Here is a 14,502-nt window from a genome sequence, read left to right as displayed (position 1 = left end):
CAATACAATCGCATCGTGGTGATCAGGCCTTGTAGCTCCCTTCGAACTTCGGCCGCGAGGTCGGCCGACATCAACGTTCGGGTGTCTGGCTTTCCAGACCGCAGCGCCGCCAAGTCCGCATCTACCAAATCCAGCGAGCATTCCATTTCGGCTAAGGTAAGGGGATCGCCCTTTTGGGTGCGGATCGCCTCCTCGACTTCACGTCTGTATCGAGCCATATCAGGTTGCCACTCGGCGACCGCATACGCGTATGATGATCTAGTTCTAAGCTCTTGAGTTTCCATCGCTATTCTCACCAAAAAACATTTGGATCGACATGTGGTTCAGTGTCGAAAACATCGACGAAGCAAGAGATGGTTTCTGGCGAACGGCGGTCAAGGGCGACCACCCTTCAATAGCCTGTATCGGTAAGTATCAACCGCGCCGGGACTGTCGGAGTGAGCTGCTGTTTGGGCGAGCTAACGAATAGGCCCTACGGTTGCGGGCCTTGGCTAAGCGTGGAAATGACTGGAATCGGAGAGGGTCCTGGCCCTCTGAGCCAACTGCGCATAGTGCGCCATCTCCGCGGAACACCAACGCTCAAACTCGTCGATAAGCTCTTCCGTGACGACGGGATCCGCGGCTCCGCGCGCTGGCACCAAGCCCCCTGCCTGTCTCAGACGGCCAAACACATTGCCGACATGGGACTCTGAAACCTGAAAGCGGTCCGCCAAAGCACTGTGTGTCAAAGAAAACTTGTCATTCCCCGATTTGCGTCGGTAGTGGGTCAGGACTAAAGCGACGAGCAGCGGATATCCGCAGTCGTAGCCGGACAGAGCCAGGACCATCGGAAACTCGGCGATCACGGTTCCTGACCCTCGCACCCGTGTCGCCGAAAGGTAAATCATCTCGCCCAGCAGGCCTGCATCTTGCTCAATCGGCGGGGCCAAGGCGCTTCCCGTAACGGCGTCGTAGGACTCGACGAACGCAGCGCACGATCTTCCCACCTCACGGATGAGGCTATCGGCAGGCCTGAGGATTTTCTGTCGCCGATCGGTCGCCAGAGCTTCGACGCAAATGAGGTCGCGCGCTTCCAGCGTCGCGCAAAAGCTGGCGGTCTGTCGCGGACTTTGGCCGGATGTAGCCTGTAATCGCGACAGGTTCGGGACTGAAGCGCCATGGTTACGCCAGCCGTAATATTGCCCGATCAGCATGTACGCCGAGTAGTAACGCTCCAACTGATTGAGCAGTTTTCGCACGGGCCAGCCTGCAGGTGCAGGTTCGACCATCTTCTCGCAATAGTGGACTACCGTTTGGCGAAAGCGGGCATCGGCTCTGAGTGCCAACGCCCCCATGCCATCCTCTGTGCCGCGTGGAGGCATGATCCTCATCGAAAAACAGGCAAAGTTTGGGGTGGCAGCACTTTAGCCGGCCGGCCAGAACTATCAACCTTGGCGCGAATATGCCTTTACCCCTACGAAGCCGGGCAGAACGATTTGATGATCGCAGGATTGTGGAGGGCAGAGGGGGCTTCGGAAAATTCCAAAATCCGTGCGCGGGCTTCGAGGGAGGACATCTTGCTGTGTCTCGCGAGCTTGAAGAGCGCAACCCAGGCCAGTTTTGTCCGTCTGTTCGCTCTCCTTGTCACCTCGTTCCTCCTGATCGCCCCATCTTTGGCCCAGGTCACTCTAACGCCACCCAGCCTTCCCGATCCCACTATTGGCACCCCATATTACCAGTCCTTTTTTGTGCTTGGCGGAACCGCGCCCTACCACATCTCGCTTGCTGGCCCCTTGCCCGCAGGCCTGTCATTTTCAAACGAAACGATTTCTGGAACGCCCACCGAAAGCGGCACGTTCATTTTCAGCGTGTTTGCTTCCGACTTCGTCGGTGCAACGGATTCGCACAGCTACACCCTCAATATCGGGTTGCCCACGATTTCCGTTTCCCCCGGCGCTCTCCCCCCAGGCGTGGTCGCCACAGGATACTCGCAGAGTCTGTCGGCGTTCGGCGGCACCGCACCTTATAGTTTCTCAGTCTCCGGCACCTTGCCGCCTGGCATCACCATAACGCCGGGCGGGCTGGTATCGGGAGTGCCTCTTTCGGCGGGATCCTACACATTCTCAGTAATTGTTGCGGATTCCACGACCGGCGACGGCCCATACTCGGCATCGATTCCCTATACCCTGGTGATCGCGCCACCCAGTCTGAGCCTCTCGCCAACATTGCCTGGGGCAACCGTTGGGCAGTCCTATGCGCAAATGATTTCAGCGTCCGGTGGCTCTGCGCCTTACACCTTCAGCCTCGACTCGGGCGCGCTGCCTGACGGACTATCGCTGGCGTCCAACGGATCAATCTCGGGAACGGCCCGCGAAGACGGCACTTTCAACTTCACCATCTCGGCCCGGGATTCCACCGGCGGCACCCCCATCACCGGCTCCCAGGCATATAGCCTGTCCGTCGCCCCACCCACCATTACGCTGTCGCCGGCAAGCCTGCCAAACGGGCGGGCGGGCGCCCTCTATTCCGCATCCATCGCCGCCAGCGGTGGAACGGGGCCTCACAGCTATGCGGTGGCAGGCTCGCTCCCCGCTGGTCTGACACTTTCCCCCTCTGGCCTCCTCTCGGGCATGCCAACCGAGACCGGCTCATTTTCCTTCAGCGTCACAGCCACGGATGCGAGCGGCGGAACGGGGCCTCATACGGGTACGCAGATCCATAGCCTCGACATCTACGCACCGAACTTTACCCTGCAGCCCTCCAGCCTACTTCCAGCCACCGCGGGCCAGCCTTATTCGCAAACAGTGGTCGCTGGTGGCGGCACAGCACCCTATACCTATTCAATCATTGCTGGGGCTCTGCCGACCGGCCTGACCTTTTCCGCCGGAACGATTTCCGGCACCCCGACGACCTCCGGGGCATTCTTCGTAACCATCCTTGCCCGAGATTCAACGACCGGTTCGGGATCGCCGTTCGGCGTGGCAGGGTATTTCCCCTTGACGGTTATTACGCCCACCATAGCAATAGCACCCGCGAACCTGCCGGCGGCCAATTCCGGATCCTATTACTCTCAGACCCTGACGGCCAGCGGTGGCGCAGCCCCCTATACCTTTGCTGTCTCTGCCGGCTCCCTTCCGCCAGGACTGAACCTGTCTTCGTCCGGAACTTTGTCCGGGACGCCAACCCCGTCTGGGGTCTTTAATTTTTCCGTCACGGCCACGGACACATCGACTGGCGTCGGTCCCTTTTCTGCAACGCAAACCTATAGCCTGACTGTAGGGGCCACGGGCAGGCTATTCGTCACAGTGCGATCCAACGTCGACGGCACTTTCGGCTTCACCTCGCCTGAGCCTTTGCTCAATGCGTTCACTGTCACAACAACAGGGGGGCTCGGCAACAGCACCGCGATCGATCTGCCTGCTGGATCGTTTCGCGTCACGGCAAATGACCTGGGAGATGCCGGCACTGCACTGACGGGGATTGCCTGCAACGACAGTGACAGCAGCGTCGATATCCCCGGCCGCTCGGCAAATATTGTCATTGATGCCAGCGAAAGCCTCACATGCGTCTTCACCTTCATTAGCTCTCGCGAAGAAACGACGGCGCTTATCGAAGATTTCATCAAAATGCGGGCGTCGATGATTCTTTCAAATCAACCGGACATGCAGCGCCGCATCAATCGGCTAAACGGAATTTCGGCCGGAGCCGATATCGGCCAGATGCTTATGAACTACCTGCCTGCAATAGCCCGCGGAAGCACGCTCCAGTCATCGACCAGCCTCAACGCAATTCAGACCGCAGCCGGTAATATTGAGTCGAGTCCATTCGACATCTGGATGGAAGGCACCTTCACTCAGATCAACGCTCCCCGAGATGGCCAGTTAGTGCTGGCAAGCATAGGGGCTGATTATCTTGTTGGTTCCGACCTGCTGGTGGGCGGCTTTGTGCAACTTGATCATATGATACAAGGCGAAGCAGGGTTGCCGGGCTCTGTATCTGGCTCAGGCTGGGTAGTTGGGCCCTATGCGACCATAGGGCTATACGAGCATCTTTATCTCGACCTTCTGGCCGGCTTTGGCCGTTCCGACAACTACATTAGTCCTTCCGGATCTTACCAAGACGGCTTCGGAGCGACGCGCTGGCTCTTGAGCGCCGCCATCGAGGGGCAATGGACCTCGGGGCCATGGACGTTCTCCCCGCGGGCCAGCCTGGGCTATTTTGGCGAGACAAGCGACGCTTATCTCGACGCGCTGGGGATTGCCATTCCCTCCATTACGACCGGCGTCGGGCAAATCGCGATCGGCCCTGCCGTCTCATATCGCTTTGCAGCGGGCGAAATTGCCGTCGACCTGGGACTAGTGCTCGAAGGGGTCGCCGATTTCGGCTCAAATCTTCTGCTTGAAAATAGTCAGGCGCGCCTCAAAGCCAGTATTGATGCCGGCATGCCGAGCGGCGCTGACTTTGGCTTAACCATCGGCCTCGACGGCATCGGCAATGCCGGCAGAAGTGCCGTTAGTGTCTCTGGTCGTCTTGCAGTGCCCATGAAATAGGACCTTCGCTAACCGCAGCTAATGAGAGCTAACGTCGCTAACTGATAAACCATGGCAGAGGTCCAATGAATTTGCCATCGGCAGCATTGGTCCGTCCCGCATTTTTCTAAATCTGAGATAACATTGGCAATTACCACATCCCCCTCATCTTGGCGGCGATGTCGACGACGGCCGGACGAGCCGGGCGAATGTCGTCACGGATCGGGGTTACTGGCGGCCAGAGAATATCGTCGAACAGCGCTGTCATCGACCTTGGAATAAACCGCGTGCGTTGCGCATAGAGGTGGCGGTCCCCGCTTCTGGTCTGTTGCGTGACATAAAAGCGCTGCGGCACAATGAGATGCAATTCGTCTTTGGCACGCGTCATGGCGACGTAAAGGAGACGCCTCTCCTCTTCGAGCTCGTGGGTGGAACCGGTACCGAGATCCGAAGGAATGCACCCATCCACCACGTTGAGAACGTGCACCGACTTCCACTCCTGCCCTTTGGCCGAATGGATAGTGGAAAGCACAAGATAGTCCTCGTCGCGAAGAGGAACGCCCGGCCGATCACTGGTTGCATCAGGCGGATCGAGTGTCAGTTCCGTCAAAAACCGCTCGCGACTGGCATAGCCGGCAGCAATCTGCTCAAGCTGCGCAATATCGGCGACGCGCACTGACGCATCTTCGTATGCTGCCTCGAGAAGCGGTTCATACCATTGCCGGACATAGGCTATTTGCAGCGGCCAGGATACCTCCTTGCCCGAAATGCGCCGGGCCAGCGCCACAAGATCTGACCAATGTTGACCCGCCTTAACGGGGGCAGGCATCTCGGAGAAGGCCCAAACTGGATCAGCATGCGCACCGACGGCATCGAGGGCGCGGCCCGCTGTGCCAGGCCCGACGCCGGGCATAAGTTGCAACACACGAAAACCCGCAACGCGATCGCGCGGATTTTCCACCCAGCGAAGAATAGCGAGCAGATCCTTGATATGCGCTGCATCGAGGAATTTCAGGCCCCCGAACTTCACGAATGGAATGTTTCTACGCGTCAACTCAATCTCAAGAGGACCAGAGTGGCTTGATGTACGGAACAGCACTGCCTGCTGTTTGAGCGGCGTTCCCGCCTCCCGCGCTGCAAGAATCGATTTTGCCACATAGCCCACCTGATCGGCTTCGTCCTTCACGGTCACAAGCAGTGGCTTTGCTTCTGAAGCGCGCTCCGACCAAAGGTTCTTGGTAAAGCGCTCCGACGCCTGTTCGATAACGGCATTGGCCGCGGCAAGGATCGGTTGGGTAGAGCGATAATTCCGGTCGAGCGTGACAATATCCGCCGCGGGTGTGAAGGCACCCGGAAAATCGAGAATGTTCCGGACCGTAGCCGCCCGGAACGAATAGATCGACTGGGCATCGTCGCCGACTACCGTCAGACCACGACCATCGGGTCGCATAGCGAGCAGCACCGAGGCCTGCAGCCGGTTGGTGTCTTGATATTCATCGACCAGGATATGATCGAACAAATCCGAAACCTGCCGAGCGATCGTGGGCTCGGCCATCATGCCGGCCCAATAGAGCAGCAGGTCATCGTAATCGAGCACGTTTTGCTGCTGCTTTGCCTCAACATACGCGCCGAACAAAGTGCGCAATTCCCTCGACCACATCGCGCACCACGGAAAGACCGCCTTCAGCACCTCATCAAGATCAGCCTTTGCGTTGACTACCCGGGAGTAGATCGCGAGACAGGTACCCTTGGTAGGAAAACGCGTGGCCGCGTCGCTGAATTTCAGCTCGTGGCGAACCAAGTTTATCAGGTCCGCCGAGTCTTCGCGGTCATGGATCGTAAAGGCGGGGTCGAGGCCGATCTGGTGAGCATGCTCGCGCAAGAGCCTGGCGCCAATCCCGTGAAAGGTCCCTGACCAAGTCAAGGCGTCCGACACTGCCCCCGAAGTGATGCCCAGCGTCTTGCCGGCAATCCGCTCGACGCGCCGCGCCATTTCGCTCGCTGCGCGACGAGAAAAGGTCACTAGCAGGATGCGTCGGGCGTCAGCGCCATTGGCGATGAGATGGGCGACGCGGTGAGCGAGCGTATTGGTCTTGCCCGACCCTGCGCCAGCGATAACGAGAAGCGGTTTTGGGACGGGATCCCCGACACCATGGATGACGGCCGCACGCTGATTGGTGTTGAGCACATCGAGATAACTTGTGTCGGCAGGCACGAATCGTTTCCCCAGAGGTAAGCCTCCAAGGGAAGCTATTCCCCTTTTGTTCGCAAGCGCCCAGCGGACATTGCCTCATCACAATCGCCATTGCGGGGGCTTGGTATGTATAGTCAGGAACCCGGTGGGACAGTGAACAGGTCCGCTAAGTCAGGCGCCGCGCGCCAGCGCTTATCACGACCAATCCTTCGCAGCCGCCATCAATGGGTTCGCGGTCCCTGTTATTAATACATAGCACTCGCAAGGGCGTTGCTTCCCTCCAAGAGTCCAAAATGGATGCTCTTGAGATCCTCCCAGGGTAGTTCCGGTCAAATTAAGTGCGGACAATCGAGACTTGTGCATAGGCGAGAGGCCGGCAAACACCGTCAGGCTTCGCGGCCGTGGGATCGGCGAAAAGCCAAGACGGTTGAGCCCGCAGCGATCGGCTCATATGTCCCTTGAGTGAAGGTGCCGGCCACAGGCGACGGATTTGGAAAAGTTTCTGCGTCAGAAGGAGTTGGCATCTGTCTCCGCAGTTGGGTCGACCAGCCGCCGGGCGAGGGCCGCAAAATCCAATGCCCGTCGATTGTCGGGATCGACGAAGCTCTGCTCCCAATCTTCACCACCGAGATAGATATCTGGCACACCGGGGGCGATTTTGAGAATGGTCTGAATAGCGCCTTGCGGCGACCGACCTCCACAAAAGTCCGCCGCCTGGCGTGGAAGCTCGCGAGGAACTCGGCGTGACCAAACGCCGTCTCTGCGAAGTCGAGAACCTTCTCTTGATAAAGCTCCGATCAGCGGACGCATCGCATGCCGTGGATAGCCGCACGCCCTAGGTGGTGCGCGAGACGTTTCTGACCGTAGCGTCGTCGTGCAACCGTCGAGATTTAGCGCTCTTCTGTGAACCGAGGCAGGAACGTCATGCTCTCGCGCACGTTGCAGGCAGTAACATCAGGAGTGTGGCATGGGTATCATCTGGACAATCATCATTGGTTTCGTCGCTGGCATCATCGCCAAGTTCATAATGCCGGGCAGTAACGAGCCCTCGGGCTTCATCATGACCACCATCCTGGGGATCGTCGGCGCCTTCGTCGCGACATTTCTCGGCCAGGCTCTGGGTTGGTATGGGCCGGACGACGGCGCAGGCCTGATTGGCGCCATTGTCGGCGCGATCATCGTTTTATTCGTCTGGGGCATGATCGCCCGTCGCCGCGCTTGATCCAAACGCAAGGAGGAACGAAATGGCACGAATGCCCTCAATGGTCGCGCTACTCGGCCTGCTCGCCGTCGCGGGATACCAGAACCGTGACAAGCTTGGTGAGCTGCTGAGTGGACTCGGAAACAAGAGCGGCAATCCGGCTGATCCCAATCGGCAGTCGGGTGGCTTGAGCGATATTCTCAACGGGCTTAGCGGCATGCTGGGCGGTGCCGCGAGCGGCAGCGTTCTTAGCGGCGGGCTTGGGGATTTGGTGGATCGCTTCCGCCAGACAGGTCGCGGCGACAAAGCCGACAGCTGGATCAATACAGGCGACAACGCACCCGTCGAAGCATCCGACCTCGAAGAAGCGCTAGGTGAAGACACCATTGTCGAATTGACGCAAAAGACAGGGCTGTCGAGGGAGGAGTTGTTGAAGCGACTTTCGGAAACGCTGCCCGACGCGGTAAATCAGATGACCCCCGAGGGTCGTTTGCCCACGGAACCGGAGGCGACCCGTTTCTCCTGATCGCGCGGGCGCCGTCATAGGAACCGCGGGGTGGAGCATTCCCTCCGCACTGTCCGATCACTTCGAGGCCGAAGGTAGCGGCCTTGAACGTTATGCAAGGGTCTTTTCGGGCGCTGAGGTCAATTCAAGCTTCTATCGCCGGCATCGGGAGGCGACGTGGCGACGCTGGCACGATGCGGTGCCGGATGATTTCAGGTTTGCGGTCAAACTCCCCAAAGCCATCAGCCATGACCTGCGGCTTCATGGAGGAGAGGCCGAACTGGATATATTTTTAGGCGATGTCGCGCCGCTACGCGCCAAGCTTGGGCCGGTTCTGGTGCAACTGCCGCCATCACTACCGACCGACACTGCACGAGATACGGCATTCTTCCGAGAATTGAGGCGGCGTGTCGCGGGACGTATCGTTGTGGAACCGCGACACCGGAGCTGGGCTGCGCCCTATGCAATTGCCATGCTCTCTGACTTTGGTATTGATCGAGTCTATGCCGATCCGCAACTGGACGAACTGCGGGCTGCAGTAAAGCTGGACGGGTTCGTCTATGTCCGGCTGCATGGTGCGCCCAGAATCTATTATTCGGCCTATTCGGCCGACCAAATTGCCGCCTATGAGCAGATGCTGAGTAGGGCAGCAACCGGATCGTGGTGTATATTCGACAATACCGCTTCGGGCGCCGCTATTGGCGACGCCCTGGAATTGCAGCGGCTCTGCCGGCGCTAGGCGCCGTCGGGGCGATCCCAGAACCGCAGGTTGCGACAGAGTGCGACGAAGTCGTCGGCAGCTGTTGGGGTGTCCATTGCCATAAAGCCGTCATCGAGATCTTCCGGTATCCCAACCTTAGCGAAAAGTTTGGTGGCCGGCGAGGCAAATGCGATGAACTTGTAATGGGCGTAGGCATCGCTGACGAAGTCGCGTGCTGGGGGAAGCTTGAGGAGAGCGAGAATGCCCTCCTCGGATGGGATGACAGCGACCGCGTCGAATAGCACCGAAGGGCCACCATCAATCTTGTGATGGGCCAGCTTCATGGTCCCGTCGCTTAGTGTCACCCCGCTTACTGTGGGGGCAATCAGTTCGACGCTGGCTCCCTCGGCAGCGGCGGCATCTTCAAGGCCCGCCAGCAGCTTTGCGTCTGTCCCATCGGTGACGAGAACGCCGATCTTGCGGCCGGCAAAGGAGGCCGGCGGGTTTTTGAGAATGCTCAGCAAATCTGACGGCGGCAGGTCTGTGCGTGGTTTCTGGTTAGGGGGCGCCGCAGGTGGCAGAGTCTTGAGGCCAAGCCCGTCGGCGACGGTCTGAGCAAGATCGGCATCGATATTGCGTAGGTGTCCAACCATGCGCTCGCGAATAGCGGGGAACTCGCATTTGCTCAGTTCGAACACCAGGGCGTCGCCAATGTGGCGTTGCTCGATGAGGCTCTGGCTAATGAAGAATTGCCGTGCCTGACTATAGTGATCTCCAAAGCTCTCAGGGCGCAGGCGAACTTTGGGACCTTCGGGCTCCTGTGGGAAGGTTTCAAAACCCTGTTCTCTGGATTCCCTTGGGCCGCCGATATCCGGCCCCCAAGAATTGGGCTCATAATTGGCACGACCGCGCGGGTTTTGGATGGCCATGTGGCCGTCTTGCTGAAGGTGATGGAAGGGGCACTTAGGCGCATTGATCGGCAATTGCGCGAAGTTGGGACTTCCAAGCCGTTTGAGCTGCGTGTCCAGATAGGAAAAATTGCGGCCTTGCAATAGGGGGTCGTTCGAGAATTCGATACCCGGTGGCACGTTCTGCGTCATGAAGGCGACCTGCTCGGTTTCGGCGAAGAAATTCTCCGGCATGCGGTCAAGCACGAGGCGACCGACCGGTTGGGCGGGAAGCAGTTCCTCGGGAATGAGCTTGGTCGGATCAAGCACGTCAAAGTCGAAGCTATCTGCAAAATCCTGGTCGAACACCTGCAGGCACAATTCCCATTCAGGGAAATTGCCGGTCTGGATGGCGCTCCAGAGGTCGCGGCGATGGAAATCTGGATCCGCGCCGTTGATCTTGACGGCTTCGTTCCACAGCACCGACTGCATGCCGAGCTTGGGTTTCCAGATGAATTTAACGAAGTTGGACGCGCCCTTGCCATCTACCAGCCGAAAGGTGTGGACCCCAAAACCCTGCATGAAGCGGAATGAGCGCGGAATAGCCCGGTCCGACATCACCCACATGATCATGTGCATTGATTCAGGAGTGAGGGAGATGAAATCCCAGAAATTGTCATGCGCGCTTTGCGCCTGCGGAAACGCCTTGTCGGGCTCCGGCTTCACCGAGTGAATGATGTCGGGAAACTTGATGGCATCCTGGATGAAGAAGACGGGGATATTGTTGCCGACGAGGTCCCAATTTCCTTCTCGGGTATAGAATTTCACCGCGAAGCCGCGCACGTCGCGGGCCAAATCGAACGAACCTTTCGAACCAGCGACGGTAGAAAAGCGCACGAATACGGGGGTCTGTTCACCCTCGCGCTGGAAGATATCGGCGCGGGTGAGCTTGCTCAGCGATTTGTAAGTCTCAAAAAACCCGTGCGCGCCATAGCCGCGTGCATGCACGACCCGTTCGGGAATACGCTCGTGGTCGAAGTGGAAGATCTTTTCGCGGAAGTGTGCGTCCTCAAGCAGCGTCGGGCCGCGCGCGCCCTGCTTAAGCGAGTTCTGGTCATCGGCGACTGGAATGCCCTGCTGGGTGGTGAGGACATCGTAACCGTCCTCGGCAATCTGATGGGTCTCCCCGCCCTGGCCGCGGCGCAGGGGCTGGTCGCCATACGTGACTTCTTCGAGGCCGGTCGTTTTCGGACGTCTTGCCATGATCTCCTCCGCATGATGGTCAACCACCAATAGCGATGGAGGGCAAACGTTCCGCCCCGGCTGCATTTTCGGATCGTTTCGGAATCCATCCCCAGGGCTACCGTTGCGATTGACGCGGGCCTAGTGGCTGCGGCCCAGGCGGTCGAACACTATGAGATCGCCCGTCACGGCATCGCTAACAACTTGGGCCGAGTAGCAGGCCCCCAACGGGGCCGTCGCATTGTTCGATGCGACACTGCAGGAGGAGGTCGCCACCGCTCAAAAGCTCTCCAACGTAGCCAAGGCAGCGCTCAGCGCGAAGGCTGCCTAGTTTGATGGCCCCGCGGATGTTCCCCGGGGCAGTTTCGTCTCCGAGTGTTTTTATCCGTCACGAGTTTCCCGCATCGAGGCGATCAAGATGGCGCCGCGTTCGATGTTCTATTGCGCCAACATCCACGTGCATCCGCAGGAACCGTTTGCCTCGGGCGCCCGTTGCCACTGCGATCATCCCGCCAACCCGATGCCGCACAGCAACAATCCCGAAGCATGACCAGTCAATTCGACATCATTCGCGAGCTAGGCGTAGAGCCGTCATTCGACGTTGCGCATGAAGCAACCCGCCGTCTCGCCTTCCTCAAGTCCTATCTGTTGCGGTCCGGTCTTCACAATTTGGTACTTGGGATTAGCGGCGGCATAGATTCCACTACCGCCGGCATCCTCGCTCAGCAATCGGTCAAAGAACTGCGCGCAACCGGTTTCAATGCCCGTTTCATCGCCGTGCGCTTGCCCTACGGTAGGCAGGCCGACGCCGCTGACGCTGATGCCGCGCTCGCCACCATAGATCCGGATTTGACCTTCGAAGTCGATATCGCACCTGCCACTGATGCGACGTGGCATTCACTGCGCCGGGCAGGGTTTGCCTCGGCCAGCGCCGCCCAAGCCGATTTCCTGCGTGGCAATGTCAAAGCCCGCCAGCGCATGATCGCCCAATATGCCCTCGCCGGCGGCACAGAGGCGCTCGTCATCGGTACCGATCATGCCGCCGAGGCGGTTATGGGCTTCTTCACCAAGTTCGGCGACGGCGCAGCTGACCTCTTACCACTCGCGGGGCTCACGAAGCGGCGGGTTCGGGCCCTCGCTGCCCATCTTGGAGCGCCTGAGAGCTTGGTCAAAAAGATACCCACTGCAGATCTGGAGGATCTCGCGCCGCTACGCCCCGATGAGGACGCGCACGGGCTCACCTATGAGCAGATCGACGACTTCCTTGAAGGCAAATCCATAGAGCCCAGAGTTGCGGACATCATTCTCGCCCGCTATCGCGCCACTGCTCACAAAAGGGCATTGCCCGCTTCCCCGGTGGGTCTGCACCATGTCTGACAGACACGGACGTCTTGCCCATCTTTGCATCGATGTACAGAACATGTTCGCCGGCGATACCGCTTGGCACACCCCATGGCTGAGCAAAGTTCTTCCAGCCATTGAAGCCATCGTCGACCGTGCCCCCGCCAGCACCATTTTCACCCGGTTCATACCCCCCGCTCGTGTGGAGGATGAGACGGGAACGTGGTGCGAGTATTATGATCGTTGGCCCTCCATGGTGACCTCGCGACTGGGTCCTGACATGCTTCAGATTGTGCCGACGCTCGCCCGGTATGTGCCGCCGGCCAAGCATTTCGACAAGAACAGATACTCCCCCTGGCTTTTCGGCGATCTGGACCAGACGCTGCGAGAAGACGGCGTCGGTACGCTCGTCGTTTCTGGCGGTGAGACGGACGTTTGCGTGATGGCCACAGTTCTGGGTGCGGTAGACCTGGGCTACCGCACTATCCTATGCACGGATGCGGTCTTTGGATCCGCAGACCAGACCCATGACGCCGCAGTTACCGTGTTCCACAGCCGCTTCGGGCAGCAGCTCACGGCCTGCACCACTCAAGAACTGCTCGACAACTGGGAGGAGGTTGCATGACGCTTATCGGCTATCACGCCTCCCACGAGCAGTTTGCCCCTAGTGAACTGCTCAGCCTGGTCATGGAAGCCGAAAGGGCTGGCTTTGCTTGTGCCAAGTCGTCCGATCACTTCCATCCCTGGAGTGAGCACCAAGGGCAGTCGGGGTTCGCCTGGTCTTGGCTCGGGGCTGCAATGCAGGCAACAAGATTTGGGTTCGGGATGATTTCTGCCCCGGGCTATCGTTATCACCCCGCAGTGCTGGCACAGGCTGCCGCCACCATCGGCGAAATGTTCCCCGGTCGCCTTTGGCTGTCACTCGGCACCGGCGAGGCAATCAACGAGGCGATCACCGGCGAGTATTGGCCGGAGAAAGCCGAACGCAATGCCAGGCTGCGTGAATGCGTCGATATTTTTCGCTCCCTATTCCGCGGCGACACTGTGACCCACCGTGGGAGGGTCACAGTGATTGAGGCCAAGCTCTATTCCAGACCTTTGAAGCCGATTCCGTTGCTGGGCGCTGCGGTAACACCGGCGACCGCTGCATTTTGCGGCCAGTGGGCCGATGGGCTTCTTACAACAGGTGGCGACATCGAGACCGTCAGTCGCGTGGTCGATGCATTTCGAGAAAACGGCGGAGAGGGCAAACCGGTCCACATCCAGCATGCCTTGTCCTGGGCTCCGCAGGAGGAGACAGCAATCGCTGAGGCATTGGACCAATGGAGCGCGCCATCAGTTGGCGGTGACGCTGCGTGGGATCTGCGCCAGCCACGCGACTTCGATATTGTTGGGAAGATGGTCACGGAGGAACGCCTTCGCCAATGCGTGGCAATCTCGTCGGATCCCGCTTGCCATCGTGATGAGATAGAGGCGCTTGCTGGCCTAGGCCCAGCTGCAATCCATCTCCATTGCGTGGGTCGAAATCAGCGAGCCTTCATAGATATGGCGGCCAAACATCTAGTCTCGATCACGTAGAGGGCAGCGATGAGTGGAATTGACTGGCAGGGCATGCTGATCGGGAATGAACCGCCGACCTTCCTCCTGGAAATTGTCATCCGCACGGTCATTATCTATAGCTACACTCTCGCGTTGCTGCGATGGCTCGGCAGCAGGGCAATCGGACAGCTTTCCACTGTGGAGTTTCTGCTGGTCATCGCGTTGGGCTCGGCCGTGGGCGACGCCATGTTCTATCCCGACGTTCCCTTGTTGCATTGTCTGCTGGTTGTCACGGTGGTCGTGGTGGCAAACAAACTGATCGATCTCGGTATCGCTCGAAGCTGTCCGTCGTCAGATCATTTGGCGCAGTTTGGGTCTTGGATTA

General features: G+C 59.0%; 13 protein-coding genes. 10 read left to right on the top strand and 3 right to left on the bottom strand.

The window, feature by feature from the left end:
- Positions 1–491: 491 nt before the first annotated feature.
- Entirely contained in the window at positions 492–1,325 is an 834-nt protein-coding gene (locus JP75_RS25820; RefSeq protein ID WP_160194666.1) for a hypothetical protein, read from the bottom strand.
- A 153-nt stretch (positions 1,326–1,478) separates the two neighbouring features.
- On the opposite strand from JP75_RS25820, the gene JP75_RS25815 reads away from it, so the two are divergent.
- A complete protein-coding gene (locus tag JP75_RS25815; protein WP_160194665.1) occupies positions 1,479–4,529 on the top strand; it encodes a putative Ig domain-containing protein in 3,051 nt (1,016 codons plus the stop codon).
- 130 nt (positions 4,530–4,659) lie between these two features.
- Here the strand turns inward: JP75_RS25815 and JP75_RS09220 are convergent, their stop codons facing one another.
- Positions 4,660–6,723, bottom strand: a complete 2,064-nt coding sequence (locus JP75_RS09220) for an ATP-dependent helicase (RefSeq protein WP_035082155.1) — start codon at positions 6,721–6,723, stop codon at positions 4,660–4,662.
- Positions 6,724–7,669: 946 nt separating this feature from the next.
- On the opposite strand from JP75_RS09220, the gene JP75_RS09215 reads away from it, so the two are divergent.
- The 3 genes from JP75_RS09215 to JP75_RS09205 are packed head-to-tail and all read left to right on the top strand — an operon-like array spanning position 7,670 to position 9,147.
- Positions 7,670–7,924, top strand: a complete 255-nt coding sequence (locus JP75_RS09215) for a GlsB/YeaQ/YmgE family stress response membrane protein (protein WP_035082152.1) — start codon at positions 7,670–7,672, stop codon at positions 7,922–7,924.
- Positions 7,925–7,946: 22 nt separating this feature from the next.
- Entirely contained in the window at positions 7,947–8,429 is a 483-nt protein-coding gene (locus tag JP75_RS09210; RefSeq protein ID WP_035082149.1) for a YidB family protein, read from the top strand.
- A gap of 16 nt (positions 8,430–8,445) precedes the next feature.
- Positions 8,446–9,147 (top strand): DUF72 domain-containing protein, encoded by a 702-nt coding sequence (locus JP75_RS09205; protein WP_035082145.1) that lies wholly within the window; start codon positions 8,446–8,448, stop codon positions 9,145–9,147.
- On the opposite strand, the gene JP75_RS09200 is transcribed toward JP75_RS09205, so the two are convergent.
- Complete coding sequence (locus tag JP75_RS09200) at positions 9,144–11,258, bottom strand: catalase (protein WP_035082141.1); 2,115 nt, start codon at positions 11,256–11,258, stop codon at positions 9,144–9,146. The two genes, JP75_RS09205 and JP75_RS09200, sit on opposite strands and share 4 nt — an antisense overlap.
- 60 nt (positions 11,259–11,318) lie before the next feature.
- Between JP75_RS09200 and JP75_RS27005 the strand changes: the two genes are divergently transcribed.
- The 6 genes from JP75_RS27005 to JP75_RS09180 form a co-directional block, all read left to right on the top strand.
- Positions 11,319–11,573, top strand: coding sequence for a DUF892 family protein (locus JP75_RS27005; RefSeq protein ID WP_084587571.1), 255 nt, complete (start codon positions 11,319–11,321; stop codon positions 11,571–11,573).
- 82 nt (positions 11,574–11,655) lie between these two features.
- Positions 11,656–11,787: a hypothetical protein gene (locus JP75_RS27210; RefSeq protein WP_280113989.1), complete on the top strand. Its 132-nt coding sequence runs from the start codon at positions 11,656–11,658 to the stop codon at positions 11,785–11,787.
- Positions 11,784–12,614, top strand: coding sequence for an ammonia-dependent NAD(+) synthetase (gene nadE / locus JP75_RS09195; protein WP_035082138.1), 831 nt, complete (start codon positions 11,784–11,786; stop codon positions 12,612–12,614). The genes JP75_RS27210 and nadE overlap by 4 nt, the downstream gene beginning before the upstream one ends.
- The gene (locus JP75_RS09190; protein ID WP_035082135.1) at positions 12,607–13,203 is read left to right on the top strand and encodes a cysteine hydrolase family protein; all 597 of its coding nucleotides are present in this window, start codon (positions 12,607–12,609) and stop codon (positions 13,201–13,203) included. Before nadE ends, JP75_RS09190 begins: the two co-directional genes overlap by 8 nt.
- Complete coding sequence (locus tag JP75_RS09185; protein ID WP_035082131.1) at positions 13,200–14,156, top strand: TIGR03885 family FMN-dependent LLM class oxidoreductase; 957 nt, start codon at positions 13,200–13,202, stop codon at positions 14,154–14,156. Before JP75_RS09190 ends, JP75_RS09185 begins: the two co-directional genes overlap by 4 nt.
- Positions 14,157–14,165: 9 nt before the next feature.
- A partial coding sequence (locus tag JP75_RS09180; protein WP_201772918.1) for a DUF421 domain-containing protein occupies positions 14,166–14,502 on the top strand: 337 nt, incomplete at its 3' end.

The sequence above is a fragment of the Devosia riboflavina genome (genome assembly GCF_000743575.1).
Taxonomy (GTDB): Bacteria; Pseudomonadota; Alphaproteobacteria; order Rhizobiales; family Devosiaceae; genus Devosia; species Devosia riboflavina.
The sequence above is the reverse complement of the archived record's forward strand: the minus strand, read 5'-3'. Positions and strand labels throughout refer to the sequence as shown.

Bases quoted from the DNA above. Each gene is read 5' to 3' on its own strand.
- JP75_RS09200 (WP_035082141.1), bottom strand. From the start codon at position 11,258: ATGGCAAGACGTCCGAAAACGACCGGCCTCGAAGAAGTCACGTATGGC.
- JP75_RS25815 (WP_160194665.1), top strand. From the start codon at position 1,479: ATGATCGCAGGATTGTGGAGGGCAGAGGGGGCTTCGGAAAATTCCAAA.
- JP75_RS27210 (WP_280113989.1), top strand. From the start codon at position 11,656: ATGGCGCCGCGTTCGATGTTCTATTGCGCCAACATCCACGTGCATCCG.
- JP75_RS09215 (WP_035082152.1), top strand. From the start codon at position 7,670: ATGGGTATCATCTGGACAATCATCATTGGTTTCGTCGCTGGCATCATC.
- nadE (WP_035082138.1), top strand. From the start codon at position 11,784: ATGACCAGTCAATTCGACATCATTCGCGAGCTAGGCGTAGAGCCGTCA.
- JP75_RS09185 (WP_035082131.1), top strand. From the start codon at position 13,200: ATGACGCTTATCGGCTATCACGCCTCCCACGAGCAGTTTGCCCCTAGT.
- JP75_RS09210 (WP_035082149.1), top strand. From the start codon at position 7,947: ATGGCACGAATGCCCTCAATGGTCGCGCTACTCGGCCTGCTCGCCGTC.
- JP75_RS09190 (WP_035082135.1), top strand. From the start codon at position 12,607: ATGTCTGACAGACACGGACGTCTTGCCCATCTTTGCATCGATGTACAG.